Source organism: Paraburkholderia sp. CNPSo 3281 (assembly GCF_024206515.1).
Lineage (GTDB): Bacteria > Pseudomonadota > Gammaproteobacteria > Burkholderiales > Burkholderiaceae > Paraburkholderia > Paraburkholderia nodosa.
This window is the reverse complement of the sequence record NZ_JAMBPS010000010.1, coordinates 54123-69445: the sequence shown is the minus strand read 5'-3', so window position 1 is coordinate 69445 and position 15323 is coordinate 54123. Positions and strand designations below refer to the sequence as shown.

At 65.8% G+C, this 15323-nt stretch carries 15 protein-coding genes; 10 read left to right on the top strand and 5 right to left on the bottom strand.

Annotation, left to right across the window (positions count from 1 at the left end; genetic code table 11):
* Positions 1-23: 23 nt before the first annotated feature.
* From M3I56_RS13585 to M3I56_RS13565, 5 genes are all read right to left on the bottom strand, one after another.
* Complete coding sequence (locus tag M3I56_RS13585) at positions 24-1010, bottom strand: PDR/VanB family oxidoreductase (protein ID WP_254354382.1); 987 nt, start codon at positions 1008-1010, stop codon at positions 24-26.
* Between the two features lie 47 nt (positions 1011-1057).
* Entirely contained in the window at positions 1058-2296 is a 1239-nt protein-coding gene (locus M3I56_RS13580; RefSeq protein ID WP_254354381.1) for a Rieske 2Fe-2S domain-containing protein, read from the bottom strand.
* Positions 2297-2298: 2 nt separating this feature from the next.
* On the bottom strand, positions 2299-3303 hold the full coding sequence (locus M3I56_RS13575; protein ID WP_254354380.1) for an amidohydrolase family protein: 1005 nt from the start codon (positions 3301-3303) through the stop codon (positions 2299-2301).
* Between the two features lie 70 nt (positions 3304-3373).
* A complete protein-coding gene (locus tag M3I56_RS13570) occupies positions 3374-3751 on the bottom strand; it encodes a RidA family protein (RefSeq protein ID WP_254354379.1) in 378 nt (125 codons plus the stop codon).
* 38 nt (positions 3752-3789) lie between these two features.
* The gene (locus M3I56_RS13565; RefSeq protein ID WP_254354378.1) at positions 3790-4533 is read right to left on the bottom strand and encodes a GntR family transcriptional regulator; all 744 of its coding nucleotides are present in this window, start codon (positions 4531-4533) and stop codon (positions 3790-3792) included.
* 311 nt (positions 4534-4844) lie between these two features.
* Between M3I56_RS13565 and M3I56_RS13560 the strand changes: the two genes are divergently transcribed.
* From M3I56_RS13560 to M3I56_RS13515, 10 genes are read left to right on the top strand one after another with little or no spacing between them, the layout of a single operon-like run.
* Positions 4845-7004, top strand: a complete 2160-nt coding sequence (locus M3I56_RS13560; RefSeq protein ID WP_254354377.1) for an acetate--CoA ligase family protein — start codon at positions 4845-4847, stop codon at positions 7002-7004.
* A gap of 16 nt (positions 7005-7020) precedes the next feature.
* Positions 7021-8202 carry an acyl-CoA dehydrogenase family protein gene (locus M3I56_RS13555; protein WP_254354376.1) on the top strand — a complete coding sequence of 394 codons (1182 nt, stop codon included), beginning with the start codon at positions 7021-7023 and terminating at the stop codon, positions 8200-8202.
* A gap of 18 nt (positions 8203-8220) precedes the next feature.
* Entirely contained in the window at positions 8221-9366 is a 1146-nt protein-coding gene (locus tag M3I56_RS13550) for an acyl-CoA dehydrogenase family protein (RefSeq protein WP_254354375.1), read from the top strand.
* Complete coding sequence (locus tag M3I56_RS13545) at positions 9363-10526, top strand: thiolase domain-containing protein (RefSeq protein WP_254354374.1); 1164 nt, start codon at positions 9363-9365, stop codon at positions 10524-10526. The genes M3I56_RS13550 and M3I56_RS13545 overlap by 4 nt, the downstream gene beginning before the upstream one ends.
* Before the next feature lie 2 nt (positions 10527-10528).
* Positions 10529-10972, top strand: a complete 444-nt coding sequence (locus M3I56_RS13540) for a Zn-ribbon domain-containing OB-fold protein (protein WP_254354373.1) — start codon at positions 10529-10531, stop codon at positions 10970-10972.
* Positions 10973-10984: 12 nt separating this feature from the next.
* Positions 10985-12223, top strand: a complete 1239-nt coding sequence (locus tag M3I56_RS13535) for a CaiB/BaiF CoA-transferase family protein (protein WP_254354372.1) — start codon at positions 10985-10987, stop codon at positions 12221-12223.
* A gap of 43 nt (positions 12224-12266) precedes the next feature.
* On the top strand, positions 12267-13265 hold the full coding sequence (locus M3I56_RS13530) for a protocatechuate 3,4-dioxygenase (protein WP_254354371.1): 999 nt from the start codon (positions 12267-12269) through the stop codon (positions 13263-13265).
* 40 nt (positions 13266-13305) lie between these two features.
* Entirely contained in the window at positions 13306-13959 is a 654-nt protein-coding gene (locus M3I56_RS13525) for an RraA family protein (RefSeq protein ID WP_254354370.1), read from the top strand.
* A 34-nt stretch (positions 13960-13993) separates the two neighbouring features.
* Complete coding sequence (locus M3I56_RS13520) at positions 13994-14662, top strand: RraA family protein (RefSeq protein ID WP_254354369.1); 669 nt, start codon at positions 13994-13996, stop codon at positions 14660-14662.
* Positions 14659-15321 (top strand): 4-carboxy-4-hydroxy-2-oxoadipate aldolase/oxaloacetate decarboxylase, encoded by a 663-nt coding sequence (locus tag M3I56_RS13515; RefSeq protein WP_254354368.1) that lies wholly within the window; start codon positions 14659-14661, stop codon positions 15319-15321. The genes M3I56_RS13520 and M3I56_RS13515 overlap by 4 nt, the downstream gene beginning before the upstream one ends.
* Positions 15322-15323 lie beyond the last annotated feature (2 nt).

The window sequence follows — 15323 nt, the reverse complement described above, 5'->3', positions numbered from 1 at the left end:
CCGCTTGAATTGCGTTGAAAGTGTTAGAGGTCGAGCACGAGGCGGCCGCTCTTGCAGCGCGACACGCAAACCTGCATGACCTTGCCGGCCGCCTTGTCGGCCTCGGAGAGATAGACGTCGCGATGCTCGATCTGGCCGCTGCTTACCTTGGTCGTGCACAGGCCACAGTAGCCGGCGCGGCAGTCGTACATCACGTCGGCGCCGTTTTCGATCAGGGTGTCGAGCAGCGACTTGTCGGCGGCCACCGTGAAGCATTTGCCCGACGACTTCAGCTCGACTTCGAATGCGGCGTCGCCTTCTTGGGGCGCAGCCTCGGTAAACAGTTCGTAGTGCAGATCGCATTCGTGCCAGCCACGCTTGCGCGCCGCTGCGAGCACCGCTTCGATCATGCCCGCCGGCCCGCAGACGTAGATCGGCTGGTTCACCTGCGCGCCGTTGAGCAGCGCGTCGACCGAGAGGCGCGTGGCCGGATCGTCATCGGCGTGCAGCACGAGCTTTTCGCCCGCGAGCGCGCGAAGTTCGTCGACGAAAGGCAGCGCCTCGCGCGTGCGGCCGCTGAAATGCAGCTCGAATTCGCGTTGCTGGGCCGCGAGGGCGCTGGCCATCGAGACGATCGGCGTGATGCCGATGCCGCCCGCGATGAGCAGCACGCGCGGCGGCGCTGCGAGCGGGAAGTGGTTGACCGGCGCGCGCACGTTGAGCGTGGCGCCCACTTCCAGCGCGTGCATGTGGCGCGAGCCGCCACGGCCTTCGTCCTCGCGGCGGATGCCGAGCCGGTAGGCGTGCACGCCGTCGCGCGGATCGACGCACGGATCGAGGTGGATTAGCGAATACGAACGCCAATGCGGCGCGCTGCCCGTCGCGGACGGGATCTCGATCTGGAGGTGCGCGCCCGGCTCGAAGCCGGGCAGCAGCGCGCCGTCGGCTGCTTCGAGCGTGTACGACTTGACGAGCGAAGTCGGGGAGTCGATCGCGGCGACGCGCAGCGTGAGCAGCAGGGGGACAAGCATCGAAGTCATTCCGGAGATACCGTGTTGTGCGGGCGACTACGTGGCGCTCAGGCGGTTTCGGTCAGCGAGCGCCAGTCCGAGCCGCTCGGCAGCACGCCGCCGATCGAGATCGCGCGCGAGTAGTCGAGCTCGGGGCTGTCGGCGAGCGTGGGCGTCTTGCCCGCCATGAACTCGCGCGCCGACTTGAGCAGCAGCACGCGCACGCGCAGCACGGCGCCATCGGCGGAGCAAAGCTGTTCGGTGGTGCGGTCCGCAATCGGCCCCTGGCCCAGGAACATCGCGAAGTCTTCGGTGCCCAGGTGCTGGTGGAAGCCCGTGGCGTGGCCGCGCTTCATGAGATCGCGGTTCTGGCCGAAGCCGGTTTCGCGCGTGCCGGGCGGCAGCGGGGGAAAGTTCCACACATCGGGCGTGGCCGACATCACCGTCATGCCGAGCTTGCGCGTAGGGTTGAAGTGCACGAACCAGGCGCGGTGCGTGACGTCGTCCACGGGCGTGGAGAAGAACACCGTGCTCGGGCCGTTCGAGTCCGGCGCGCAGATGATGCCGTACCACGGCATCACGAAGTTGTTCACGCGTGCGTAGACGTTCTCGTCGGGCAGATCGCGCAGCGCGGCGTAGCGATAGCCGTACGGCCGCTCCTCGAACTCCAGACGCGGCGCGAGCGCCTTCGTCATGTGCAAGCGTTCATTACCGCCGCCAGCCGTGATCTGCGTGGTCGATTCGTGCAGCACGCCCACGTGCGACGAATCCATCGACGCCTCGACGCCCTGCACCCAGTTGGTCGGCACTTCGACGCTCGTGACCGCGCGCTGGTCGGCGGGCAGTTGCGTGAACGGCAGGTCGGGGAAGCGCGGCGGCGTATCACCCTTGCCGAGCCACACCCAGAGGATGCCGCCGCGCTCTTCCACGCCGTACTGGCTCGTCTTCACGCGCTTGCAGAACTGCGCCTGGTCGCCCACCTGGTTCGGCGCCTCGACCACCTGGCCTTCCACGCTCACCTTCCAGCCGTGGAAGATGCAGCGCAGGCCGTTGTTCTCGTTGCGCGCCATCATCAGCGAGGTCTTGCGGTGCGGGCAAAGCTCGTCGACCAGGCCGGCCTTGCCGTCGGTCGTGCGGAACGCCACGTAGTTCGTGCCGAGCAGGCGTACCAGCACGGGCGCGCCGTCCGCAGCGAGCTTTGCCGAGGGTACCGCCGGAATCCAGTAATGCTGGCGGATCATCTCGCCCATCGGTGCGCCGTTTTCGACGCGCGTGAGCAGATCGTTTTCTTCAGCGGTCATGGCCATGGTCAGGCCTCCTGATAGTGGCGGAACGCGCGCGGGTAGACGCGCTGGCAGTTGCACTCGAACACGTTCTTGCGCTGCGCTTCCGTGAGCCATTCGATGCTTTCGATCACCGGCTTCATGTCGTCGTAGTCGCGGCCCGAGATCGGATCGCGCGCGCTGCCCGTGCCCGGCTTTTCAGTGCCGAACAGCACGTTGTCGGTGCCTGCCACCTTGAGCAGCAGCTCGATCGATTCCTTCGAGTAGTTGCAGGTGTCGAAGTAGAGCTTGCGAAGTTGCTCGTCGAAGGTCTGAGGATGGTTGCGGCGCACGGCCCACGAGCGGAAGCGCCCCATCTGGTAGGGGATCGCGCCGCCGCCGTGGCCCACCACAATCTTCAGGCTCGGGAACTTCTGGAACACGTCCGATTCGAGCAGCGAAATGACCGCGATGTTTTCTTCGTTGATGAACTTCAGCGTGTACGACTCGCGCGGGCTGCAGCTGCCTGCCGAATGGATCAGCGCTGGCACGTCGAGCGCCGTCATCGCTTCATAGAGCGGATACCAGAACGGATCGCCGAGACCGGCCGGCGCCGGACCTTCGCCTTCGGTCGGATCGGGGTTCAGCAGTGTGCCGACGAAGCCCAGTTCGTTCACGCAACGCGTCAGTTCGGCCACGCATTTTTCAGCAGGCGATTCGTTCATGAACTGCGGCAGGCCGGCCACGCCACGGAAGCGGTCCGGGAACATGTCGACGAAGCGCTTGATCAGGTCGTTGCAGTGACGCGTCCACAACTCGGTCACGCGCGCAGGCTTCACCGAATGCATTTGCAGGTAGGGGCGCGGCGAGATGAACTGAACGTCGGTGCCGACGGCGTCCATGCTGCGCACAAGTTCCTCGGCTTGCTTGCGCACGGCTTCGTCCGGGATGTTCGGGTTGGTCGACGGGTTGGCGCGGCCGCCAATGAGTTCCGCCATGTAGCGGAAGCTTTGCGGGGGCATGACGACGTGGGCGTGGGAATCGATGATCACGTTGGAACCTTTCTCAATGAATGGAGGGATGCGCTAACGTTGTTTGACGTTGGTGGAGTAGGCCGCGCGCTCAGGACGCGACGGCCATTGCTTCGAGCTGGAGAGCCATGCCGTGCTGCAGGTCGTGCACGACGATATGGCGTGCGGGGCGCTGTGCCGGATCGGGCCAGAAGGCGAGCCAGTGCGCGTTGACGTGCTCGCGCACGCTGTCGTCTTTCACGTACACCGTGAGCTTCACGACGTCCGCGAGTGTCGCGCCGCCGGCGTCGAGAAAGCGCTCGAGGTTGTCGAACGCGAGGCGGGCCTGGTCCGCGGGGCCGGCGGCGAGCTTGCCGGTGGCCGGGTCCTTGCCGGCGATCGCCGACGAGCACAGCACGTTGGACACGCGTGCGCCCACCGGAATCGGAGCGTTGTGCGAGAGGCCTGGGACGTCGATGGAGCGGGGCATGGTGTCTCCGTGTTGATTAATCAGGTTGACCGCCTATCTCAGTCGGTGCCGAAGTCGAAGAAATGGCGCGGCACGGCGGCGAGGAATTCGGAAAAGCCGGTCGTGCCCGCGGGAACGTGACGCCGCATCACCTCGGCGGCTTTCGCTTCGTCGCCGGCCTGGATGGCGCGGGCGATCTCGAAGTGCCCCTGCAAAGAGCGGCTGATCTGGCTGCGGTTGCGCAGGTCGGCCACGCGGTAGCGCGCCGACTGGCGGCGCGCCGCGCGAATCTGGTCGGCGAGGCACTCGTTGCGGCTGCCTTCGTAGATCGTGTCGTGAAAGAGCGTATTGGCGCGTGCGTACTCGCCAGCGTCGCCTTCCACGGCGGCCTGCTGGCACGCCAGCAGCGCGCGGTCGAGCGCGTCGCGCAGGGCGTCGCTCGCGCGCCTCGCGCAAAAGCGTGCGCACAGCGCCTCCAGTTCCCCGATGTACTCCAGCATCGAACGCACCTTCGCGATCGAGAGCCGTGCCACGGTCATGCCCTGGCGCGGCGAGATCACCACGAGGTCGCGCGCCGCGAGATGCTGAAGCGCTTCGCGCACCGGCGTGCGCGATACGTTGAAGCGCGCCGCGAGCGCGCGCTCGTCGATCGGCATGCCAGGCGCGAGCTGGCCAGTTTCAATCTCGGCCTGCAGCGTCTCGCGAACGTCGTTCGCCAGACTCGCGCGCATGCGCGGCGCGGCTGCCGGTTGGTCGGGAGCTGCGCCCTCGCGCACGGCGGTCAGGTCGGCTACAGGTTTCATGGGAAGCGCGGTTGTTGGTGTTCGGATGAACGAAATATACCAATATGACGTTGTGGTATTCAAGATGGTGTTTTTCTTATACGGATGCCTAGGCCAATGGATGTACACTGAGGGGGAACATAAACGCATTAAAATCAAAGGGATGGAGATGCAATCGCGGTGCGGATGGGTGCCGCTAGGGGAAAACACCAACCCTGCAAATCGGGCTCTGGTGTATTGAGAAACCAGTTCTGGTATGCCAGAATGGCTCTCAATCGAACTGATCCTGGTACGCCAGCGCCGGGATCCCAATCAAGAAGAGGCATGACCTGATGAGTAAGTCACTCTCCGAAGCAGACGGCGTGATCTCCGTCGAGCGCGTGCTCAAGCCGCGATCGATCGCGATCGTCGGCGCTTCCGCCGACCCCCGCTCGTTCGGCAACTTTGTGCTGCAGAACCTGGAGCGTTTCGGCTTTGCGGGCGCGATCCATCTCGTGTCGCGCAGCAGCGAGGAAATCAACGGCCGCCCTTGCGTGAAGAGCGTGGACGCGCTGCCCGAAGGCATCGACCTCGCGGTGCTGTGCATTCCGGAGGCCGGCGTGCTCGACGCTGTACGCACGCTGGGCGCACGCGGCACGGGCGCGGCGGTGATCTTCGCTTCGGGCTACGCCGAAGCGGGCGAGGAAGGCCGCGCGAAACAACAGGCACTCACTGAGGCCGCGAACGCCGCGGGCATCGCGCTGATCGGCCCGAACTGCATGGGCTTCACCAATTTCGAGGCCGGCGTGCCTGTCACCTTCGAGGCACTCGCGCCGTATCCGTGCGCGGGCCGCAGGGGCGTGGGCGTGGTCGCCCAAAGCGGCGCGATGGCCGCGAACCTGCGCGACGCCTTCATGGGTCGTGGCCAGCCGATCACGGCGGCCGTCTCGACCGGCAACGAAGCCGTGCTTGGCATCGAAGACTATCTCGCGTGGTTCATCGCCGACCCGCAGACGAGCGCGATCGCCGTGTATGCGGAGCAGGTGCGCCGCCCGCAGACTTTCCTCGCGCTGGCGCGCGACGCGCGTACCGCGGGCAAACCGATCGTGATGCTGATGCCGGGCAAGAGCGCGCGGGCGCGCGAAGCGGCGCAGTCGCATACCGGTGCGCTCGCAGGCGACCATGCCACGGCGAGCGTGCTGCTCGCGCGTGAAGGCGTGTTGGTGGTCGATTCACTCGACGAACTGTTCGACACCACGACGATCCTCGCGCGCTTCCCGGTGCCGCCCGCAGCGGGCACGGCGGTGATGACGGCATCGGGTGCGGTGAAGAACATTACGCTCGACTTCGCCGACGACATCGGCCTGAACCTGCCGCCGCTCACCGAGCCTACGCTCAGGAAGCTCACCGAACTGCTGCCGGACTTCGCTGTGGCCGACAACCCGCTCGACTACACGACGATCGGGGTGCGCAACCCCGGCCTGATCGGCGAACTGATCGACACGGTGCTCGCCGACCCGAACATCGGCAGCCTCGTGCTCTCGATCATGGGCGGCCCGCCCATCGCGCAGCGCGACAAGGCCGACCACCTCGTGCCTGCGCTCGCGCGCGCCACCAAGCCCGCGGTGCTCGCGGTGATGGGCGACAACAACGTGCTGGAGCCGTTCTTCGTAGAAGCGATTGCCGCGAGCGGCGTGCCGTTCTTCCGTTCGCCGGACCGCGCGCTGCGCGCCTGCGCGCGCGTGGCGGCCTACGGCGAATCGCTTCAGCGAGCACAGCGCGCGCAAACCGCGCAGCCAGCCGCGATCGCGTTGCCGGGCGCCGTGCCGGCGAACGGCATTTACGCCGAATATCAGGGCAAGCAATGGCTTGCCGCGGCGGGTCTGCCGGTGCCGCCGGGGCGTCTCGCGAAGACGATCGAGGAAGCTTTGACGACTGCGGATGAAATCGGCTATCCGGTCGTGCTCAAGGCGCAGGCGAGCGAACTGCCGCACAAGAGCGACGTGGGCGGCGTGGTGGTCGGTCTCGCCGATGCAAACGCGCTGCGCGCCGGCTGGGACAAACTGCATGCGAGCGTGGCTTTGCATCGTCCCGAACTGAGGCTCGACGGCGCACTCGTCGAGGCGATGGGCCCGGGCGGTCTCGAACTCGTGGTGGGCGCCAAGCGTGACGCCGAATGGGGCCCGGTCGTGCTGGTCGGCCTGGGCGGCATCTGGATCGAAGCGCTCAAGGACGTGCGCCTGATTCCCGCCGACATGGCCGAAGCCGACATCGTGGTGGAACTGCGCCGCCTGAAGGCCACTGCGCTGCTCGACGGCGTGCGCGGCGCCGAAGGTGTGGACGTGGCCGCCATCGCGAAGGCCGTGGCCGCGATCGGCGCGCAGATGCGCGCGAACCCGCAGATCACCGAGATCGACGTGAACCCGCTCGTGGCTTACCCGGACCGTGTGCTCGGGCTCGACGCGCTCGTCGTGTGCGGCTCGCAGGGTGAAAACAGCGGCGAGCATCACTAATAAGGACAATGAATCAATGAGACTGGAATTCTCCGTAGAGGACGAGGCGTTTCGCGCCGAGGTGCGCGAGTTCGTCAAGAAGAAGCTCTCGCCCGAACTCAAGCGCAAGGCCGAACTGGGCCTGCGCATCGAGCGCGCCGACTATGTCGAGTGGTACACGCACCTGTATGAGCGCGGCTGGATCACGCCGTCGTGGCCGAAGGAGGCTGGCGGTCCCGGCTGGACGCCGCTGCAACGCTATATCTTCGACGAGGAAACGCTTGTTGGCGGCGCGCCGCGCATCATCGCGAGCGGCATCAACATGCTGGGCCCCGTGCTCAACGCGTTCGGGACGCCCGAACAGAAGGAGCGCTACCTGCCCGCAATCCGCCGCAGCGAAACGTGGTGGGCGCAGGGCTTCTCGGAGCCGGGCGCGGGTTCCGACCTCGCCAGCGTGCGCACCACGGCGGTACGCGACGGCGACTACTTCGTCGTGAATGGCCATAAGGTGTGGACCTCGTATGCGCATTGGTGCGAGATGATGTTCGCACTCGTGCGCACTGATCCGAACGCCAAGCCGCAGGAAGGCATTTCGTTCCTGCTCATCGACATGAAGTCGCCGGGCGTGGAGCTGCGCCCCATCCGCATGCTCGAGGGCGGCACCGACCTCAACGAGGTCTATCTCGACAACGTGCGCGTGCCGGTCGAGAACCTCGTGGGCGAGGTCAACAAAGGCTGGTCGTACGGCAAGTATCTGCTTGGCCATGAGCGCACGGGCATTGCGGGCATCGGCTCGTGCAAGCAGCAGCTTGCGCGCGTCAAGCAGCTTGGCAAGCTGCAGGGGCTCGCGGGCGATCCGCTTTTCGAGGCGCGCGTGAGCCGCTTCGAAATCGAACTGATGGCGCTCGAATTCACCGGCCTGCGCATGCTGAGCGCAAACCAGCACAGCCGCGTCCCGGCAGTCGAGGCGTCAATGCTCAAGGTGCGCGGCACCGAGCTGCGCCAGGCGATCTACGCGCTACTCACGGATGTCGCCGGACCCGACGGCATTCCGTTCGACGAAGCCGCGCTGCTCGACCAGGCGGGCCACGAGCCGCCGAGCCCGGAAGAGACCGTTGCCGTCGCGGCCAACTACTTCGATGCACGCAAGCTGTCGATCTACGGCGGCACCAACGAAGTGCAGCGCAACCTGATCAGCCGCGCGTTCTTCAATGCCTGAAGCGGGACACGAATAATCATGGACTTTTCTCTGACTGAAGATCACGTCGCGCTGCAGGACGCGGTACGCCGCTTCTGCGACGGCGAATTTCCCGCGCACCAGCGCGGCAACACCGAAGACGCGGCGCTTGCGGCGCATCGCCGCAAGGGCTTCGCCGAACTCGGCATCACCGGCCTCACCATCGATACCGACCAGGGCGGCAGCGGTTACGGCGCGGTCGAAACGATGCTCGTCGCGCAGCAACTGGGCCGCGCGCTCGGCGGCGCAGGCTGGCTGTCGAGCGGCTTGCCGGGGGCTGCGCTGATCGGCGCCGCGGGCAGCGCTGAACAGCGCTCGCAATGGCTCGAAGCGGCCGCGTGCGGCGACAAAGTGCTTGCGCTCGCGGTGGGCGAAGCCGATGCGCGCTACGACGTCGCACGCATCGCGGTGCGGGCGAAGGAAACCGGCGACGGCTGGCGCATCGACGGCACCAAGACACTCGTGTTCGACGGCGCGATCGCCGACGCATTCGTCGTGGCCGTGCGCACCTCGGGTGAGCGCGGCGATACGCATGGCCTCTCGCTCTTCCTCCTCGATGCGAAAGCGCAAGGCATCACGCTGCGCCGCTTCGCGACGATCGACGCACGCGAAGCGGCCCACGTGAGCTTCGCCAACGTGGCGGTGACGAAGGCCGACCTGATCGGCGAGGCCGGTGAAGCGCATGCGCTTATCGACGCGGCTCTCGACCGTGCGAACGCCGCGCTGTGCGCGGAGTCGGTCGGTGCGCTGGAAGCGTTGCTCGAAATAACCGCCGAGCATCTGAAGACGCGCTCGCAATTCGGCGTGCCACTGGCGAAGTTTCAGGCGCTGCAACACCGTGTGGCCGACATGCTGATCGCACTCGAACAGGGCAAGTCGATGGCGTGCGCCGCGGCCATGGCCGTGGATGAAAACGACCCGGCGCGCCGTGGCCGCTTCGTCTCGGCGGTGAAGGCCTTCATCGGCGATGCGTGCAAGACCGCGGGCGAATGGGCAATTCAACTGCATGGCGCAATGGGCATGACGGAAGAGTGCCGCGCAGGCCACTACGCAAAGCGCATGTTCGCGATCAACATGACCTACGGCGACGCCACCTGGCATCTGAACCGCTTTACGGCGCAACGACTCGCTAAGGAATCCGTATGAGCCTGAATGGACAAGCCTACATCGTCGGCGCCTATGAACACCCCGCGCGCAAGGCCGACGACCTCTCCGTCGCGCGCCTGCACGCCGACGTTGCGAAGGGTGCGCTGGAAGACGCGGGCCTGACGAAAGACGATATCGACGGCTACTTCTGCGCGGGTGACGCGCCCGGCCTCGGCACGACGACCATCGCCGAATACCTTGGCCTGAAGCTGCGCCATGTCGATTCGACGGAGTGCGGCGGCTCGGCGCCGATCCTGCACGTCGCGCACGCGGCGGAGGCAATTGCGGCGGGCCGCTGCAATATCGCGCTGATCACGCTGGCGGGCCGCCCGCGTGCGGCGGGCGCGGCGCTTTCGCTCAAGGCGCCGGACCCGGACGCGCCCGAGGTGCAGTTCGAGCTGCCGTTCGGCCCGGCCACGCAGAACTTGTACGGCATGGTCGCGAAGCGTCACATGTACGAGTATGGCACCACGAGCGAGCAGCTCGCGTGGATCAAGGTCGCCGCTTCCCATCACGCGCAGCACAACCCCAACGCAATGCTGCGCAACGTCGTAACCGTCGAAGACGTCGTGCATTCGCCGATGGTCGCCGACCCGCTGCATCGACTCGATTGCTGCGTGATGAGCGACGGCGGCGGCGCGCTCATCGTCGCGCGTCCCGAGATCGCGAAACTGCTCAAGCGCCCGCTCGTGAAGGTGCGCGGCGCGGGCGAGGCGCCCAAGCACGCGGCTGGCGGCAAGATCGACCTCACGTGGTCGGCGGCTAAGTGGTCGGGCGCGGCGGCGTTCGCCGAAGCAGGCGTGACGGCCGCCGATATCAAGTACGCGTCGCTCTACGACAGCTTCACGATCACCGTGCTGATGCAACTCGAAGACCTCGGCTTCTGCAAGAAAGGCGAGGGCGGCAAGTTCGTGCAGGACGGCGGCTTGATTTCGGGTGTGGGCAAGCTGCCCTTCAATACCGATGGCGGCGGCCTGTGCAACAACCATCCCGCCAATCGGGGCGGCGTCACGAAGGTGATCGAGGCCGTGCGCCAGTTGCGTGGCGAAGCGCACCCCGCCGTGCAGGTGCCGAACTGCGATATCGCGCTCGCAAACGGAATTGGCGGCGCACTGGCTTCGCGTCATACGGCCGCAACGCTCATTTTGGAACGGGTTTAACGATGAGTACGACTAATCAGAATCCTCTAGCGGAAAAGCCCGCCAAGCCCGCAGCGCCAACCGGTCCGCGCCGCATTGCGCCGCCGCGGGTGTTGCCCGAAGCGATGCCGTTCTGGGATGCGGCGAAGGATGGACGCCTGCTCGTCAAGCGCTGCGCCGACTGCGGCGAGACGCACTACTATCCGCGCGACATCTGTCCGCATTGCCTGAGCGCGAACACAGAGTGGGTCGAGTCGAAAGGCAATGGCGCGATTTACTCGTGCAGCACGATGGGCAGGGAAGAAGCGCGCTATACGCTGGCCTATGTGACGCTCGACGAGGGCGTGACGATGCTCACCAATATCGTGGACTGCGATCCGACCACGCTTGACATCGGGCAGCGCGTGCGGGTCGCGTTCAAGCCGAGCGACGGCGGCTATCCGGTTCCGATGTTCACTCCGGTCTGAGGAAAAACGCCCATGAGCGCACCAATCAAGGACAACCAGCACGACCAGGCGACGGCCACCGCCCGTAAAGGCGCGCTGTCACGCTTCACGATCATCGACGCCTCGCGCGTGCGAGCGGGTCCGACCGCCATGCGCCTTTTTGCGGACATGGGCGCACGCGTGATCAAGCTTGAAATCCCGCCCGGCGCGCCGGGTGGCGACGACATGATCGGTGGCCGCGACCACAACCGCGCCGACTATGAAAACCTGCATCGCAACAAGGAAAGCCTCACGCTGAACATGAAGGACCCCGCGGGCCGCGAGATTCTTCACGAGCTGGTGCGCCACGCCGATGTGTTCATCGAGAACTTCCGCCCCGACGTGAAGGACCGTCTCGGCATTGGCCCCGATGCGCTGCGGGCGATCAATCCGCGTCTCGTCTATGCGAGCATTTCGGGGTTTGGCCAGGACGGTCCCTATGCGAACTGGCCTGGCTTCGACTCGATCGCTCAGGGCATGGGCGGTCTCATGAGCGTGACCGGCGAGCCCGGCGAAGGCCCGATGCGAGTGGGCATTCCGATTGCGGATCTTTGTGCTGGCCACTTCTGCGCGATGGCGATTCTCACCGCGTTGCTCGAGCGCGAAGCGTCGGGCGAAGGCCAGTGGGTGCAGACCTCGTTGCTCGAAGCGCAGCTCGCGATGCTCGACTTTCAGGCCGCTCAATGGCTCGTGGACAAGAAGGTGCCGCAGCAGGTCGGCAACGAGCATCCGCTCACGGTCCCGACCGGCGTGTTCGAAACGAAGGACGGTTACCTGAATCTCGCGGCCATCGGGCAGACGATGTGGCAGCGCTTGTGCGAGGCGCTCGGCCTCGAACACCTGGCGCGCGCACCGGGCTTCGATTCCGATCCGGCACGCGTGGCGAACCGCGATGCGGTGAATCGCGCCGTGAGCGAAGTCTTCAAGACTCGCACGACGAAGGAATGGACCGCCGTACTGATCAAAGCCGGCGTGCCGTGTGGCCCGATTCACCGTATCGACGAGGTATTCGAGGACCCGCAGGTCAAGCATCTCGGCATGGCGTGGCCGGTCGAGTTGCCGGGCATGGGCGAGGTCGCTTTCGTGGGCCAGCCGTTCCGGCTCTCGCGGTATCCGCGCGAAGCGTCCCCGCGGCTTGCGCCCGAGCAGGGCGAGCATACGCAGGCGATCTTGCGCGAACTCGGTTACACGGACGATCAAATCGAACAATGGCGCGCGGCGCTCGTGGTGTGAACGAACGCCGGCAAGGCAACAACGCACAGGAGAAGGAGACGAAATGGCACGTTTGGTAGCTGCATTCGGCTCGTCGCACAGCATTATGCTGGTGTCGCAGCGCGAAGACTGGCAGCACGGTTTTCGCGCGGTGGACCCGAAGAACCCGCACTACTACGACAAGGCGGGCAATCATGTCACGTACGACGACTTGCTGGAACGCGCGCCCGCCGACGCCGAAGCGATGGTCACGCCCGAGCGCATGGGCGAGCGTTACGACCAGTCCGAAGCGGCGATGGATGAGTTGCGCGAACGTATTCGCGCAGCGAAGCTGGATGTGCTGATCGTGGTTGGCGACGATCAGACCGAGTTGTTTCGCACCACGAATAACCCTGCGTTCGCCATTTACTACGGCGAGACGATCCGTAACGCGAAGCGTGAAACGGGCCCGAACGACAGCTGGTACGCCCGCGCCCGCACCATGCGCCAGGAACCGGATGCCGACGTGCACTATCCCGTCAAGTCGGAGATGGCGCACTGGATGATTCGCGAGCTCTGCGAACGCGACTTCGACGTGGCGGCAATGGACGGTCTGGAACGCGGTCAGTACGAGGGCCACGCGTTCTCGTTCATTCACCGCCGCTACTTGCAAGGCCTCGATTTGCCGGTGATTCCGGTGATCGTCAATACCTTCGACCCGCCCAATCAGCCCACGCCGCGGCGCTGCATTCAGCTTGGCGCTGCGCTGCGTGAGCTGATCGAGGCTTACCCCGAAGACCTGCGCGTGGGCGTGCTCGCATCGGGCGGCCTGTCGCACTTCGTGGTGGACGAGGAACTCGACAACGGCATTATCGAGGCGATTCGCCGCAAGGACAGCGGATGGCTTGCTGCGCTCGACCCGAAGCAACTCCAGGCGGGCAGCTCGGAAATTCGCAACTGGATCATCGCGGTGGAGGCGGTCAATTCGCTCGACCTCGAATGGGTCTCGTACACGCCAGGCTATCGCAGCCCCGCCCTGACCGGCACGGGCCTTTGCTTCGCCGCGTGGCGCACGCTGGACTGACCCGCCTCATTCGCGCAAGACATTCACGGAAGACAAGAACATGGATGACCAAAACGTACAGCGCCTGCGGCGGCTCGACTGCTGCGCCGTCTCGGACGCGCTCGACAAACTCAAACTGCCCGGCGTGGTGAGCGGGTTGCCGCAGCGCGCGGGCCAGGGCCGCATCGCGGGACGCGCGATCACCGTCAAGCTCGGCACCGGCGAAGCGCGGCCGGGGCCCCCGGTGCACCTGGGCTGTACCGCGATCGAACAGGCCGACGCCGACAACGTGATCGTGGTCGAGCAGCGCAGCGGCGTGGAAGCGGGTTGCTGGGGCGGTTTGCTCTCGCTCGCGGCGAAGGTGCGCCAGGTCGCGGGCGTGGTGGCCGACGGCCCGGTGCGCGATATCGACGAGGCCATCGGCTATGAGCTGCCCGTGTTCAGCCGCGCCACGACGGCGCGCACAGCGCGCGGCCGCGTGGTCGAGAAGGGCACCAACGTGCCGGTGCAGGTCGGCGAGGTGCAGGTCGAGGCGGGCGACTACGTCGTGGCCGACAACAGCGCCGTGATCTTCATCCGCGCTGCCGATATCGGCCTCGTGCTGGACACCGCAGAGGTGATCGTGGCGAAGGAAGCCTCGATGGCCAAGGCGATTCTCGCCGGCGTACCCGTTGCCAAGGTCATGGGCGGCAACTACGAACACATGCTTGCCTGAGCGCATCCCCAATTCACGGAAACTCATTAGAACCATGACGACGAACGACATCCGCAACGTAGAGCGCGCCGGCAAGCTCGACACCGCTACGCTTTCCGACGCGCTCGACAAGCTCGGTATCAACGGGCAGTGCTACAAGATCAAGGCGCGCAGCACGGAATTCCGCCTCGTGGGCCGCGCCTGGACGCTCAAGTACGGTCCAGCCGCCAATCCTCCCGGCACGGTGGGCGACTATATCGACGATGTTCCTGAAGGCGCGGTCATCGTGCTCGACAACGGCGGGCGTGAAGACGCGACCGTGTGGGGCGACATCCTCACCGAGATCGCGCATCGGCGCGGCATCGCGGGCACGGTGATCAACGGCATTTGCCGCGACGTTTCGCTGTGCCTGAAGCTCGGCTATCCGGTGTTCAGCCGTGATCACTGGATGCGTACTGGCAAGGACCGCGTGCAAGTCGAGGCGACCAATATTCCTGTCAACGTGGGCGAAGCGCGCGTGCAGCCCGGCGACATCCTGCGCGGCGACGCCGACGGCGTGCTCGTGATTCCGCGTGAGCACGAAGACGCAGTGCTCGATGCCGCGGAGGCAATCCATCACGCAGAGGAAGCGATTCGCGAGGCGTGCCGGGGTGGCATGCGTCTGGATGAAGCGCGCAAGCAGTTCAAGTACCACCAGTTGCAAACGCGGGAGCAAAAGGCATGAAAGAACACGATTCGGCAACCACGATTCGCACTGCGATCGAACGCGTCGAGGCAAGTGTGGTCGAGGCGGCCCGCCAGGTGCCCGCAGCCACGCTGCACGAAGCCGGCGGCAAGATCGGTGCGCTACCCACCGCAATCAAGCCGGTGGCGCCAGGCTTTCGGATTTGTGGCACGGCGGTCACCGTCCATTCGCCGGGCGGCGACAATCTCTGGCTGCACCGCGCCATCCTGCTTGCGCAGCCGGGCGACGTGCTGGTGGTCTACACGAACGGCGTGTATGAACACGGCTACTGGGGCGAGGTGATGACGACCGCCGCGAAGGTGCGCGGCCTTGCGGGGCTCGTGATCGACGGCGCGGTGCGCGACGCCGATCTGCTGGAGTCGATCGGCTTCCCGGTGTTCTCGCGCGGGCTTTCCATTCGCGGCACGGGCAAGGACTATGGCGCGATTGGCTGGATCAACGAGCCCGTGATGATCGGTAACGTTACGGTTTGTGCGGGAGACCTGATTGTCGGAGACCGCGACGGCGTGGTGGCCGTTTCGCGTGCAAGCGCGGCAGAAGTGGTGGCGAAAGGCGCCCGGCGTGAAGCCGACGAAGCCGCGATCTGCAAGCGCATCGAGGCCGGCGAGACCACCATGCAGATCTACAATTTCCACTGAGA

What these genes read in the sequence shown, in the direction of transcription:
- M3I56_RS13585 (WP_254354382.1), bottom strand. Translation starts at nt 1,010, where the DNA reads ATGCTTGTCCCCCTGCTGCTCACGCTGCGCGTCGCCGCGATCGACTCC.
- M3I56_RS13580 (WP_254354381.1), bottom strand. Translation starts at nt 2,296, where the DNA reads ATGGCCATGACCGCTGAAGAAAACGATCTGCTCACGCGCGTCGAAAAC.
- M3I56_RS13570 (WP_254354379.1), bottom strand. Translation starts at nt 3,751, where the DNA reads ATGCCCCGCTCCATCGACGTCCCAGGCCTCTCGCACAACGCTCCGATT.
- M3I56_RS13565 (WP_254354378.1), bottom strand. Translation starts at nt 4,533, where the DNA reads ATGAAACCTGTAGCCGACCTGACCGCCGTGCGCGAGGGCGCAGCTCCC.
- M3I56_RS13560 (WP_254354377.1), top strand. Translation starts at nt 4,845, where the DNA reads ATGAGTAAGTCACTCTCCGAAGCAGACGGCGTGATCTCCGTCGAGCGC.
- M3I56_RS13555 (WP_254354376.1), top strand. Translation starts at nt 7,021, where the DNA reads ATGAGACTGGAATTCTCCGTAGAGGACGAGGCGTTTCGCGCCGAGGTG.
- M3I56_RS13550 (WP_254354375.1), top strand. Translation starts at nt 8,221, where the DNA reads ATGGACTTTTCTCTGACTGAAGATCACGTCGCGCTGCAGGACGCGGTA.
- M3I56_RS13545 (WP_254354374.1), top strand. Translation starts at nt 9,363, where the DNA reads ATGAGCCTGAATGGACAAGCCTACATCGTCGGCGCCTATGAACACCCC.
- M3I56_RS13540 (WP_254354373.1), top strand. Translation starts at nt 10,529, where the DNA reads ATGAGTACGACTAATCAGAATCCTCTAGCGGAAAAGCCCGCCAAGCCC.
- M3I56_RS13535 (WP_254354372.1), top strand. Translation starts at nt 10,985, where the DNA reads ATGAGCGCACCAATCAAGGACAACCAGCACGACCAGGCGACGGCCACC.
- M3I56_RS13530 (WP_254354371.1), top strand. Translation starts at nt 12,267, where the DNA reads ATGGCACGTTTGGTAGCTGCATTCGGCTCGTCGCACAGCATTATGCTG.
- M3I56_RS13525 (WP_254354370.1), top strand. Translation starts at nt 13,306, where the DNA reads ATGGATGACCAAAACGTACAGCGCCTGCGGCGGCTCGACTGCTGCGCC.
- M3I56_RS13520 (WP_254354369.1), top strand. Translation starts at nt 13,994, where the DNA reads ATGACGACGAACGACATCCGCAACGTAGAGCGCGCCGGCAAGCTCGAC.
- M3I56_RS13515 (WP_254354368.1), top strand. Translation starts at nt 14,659, where the DNA reads ATGAAAGAACACGATTCGGCAACCACGATTCGCACTGCGATCGAACGC.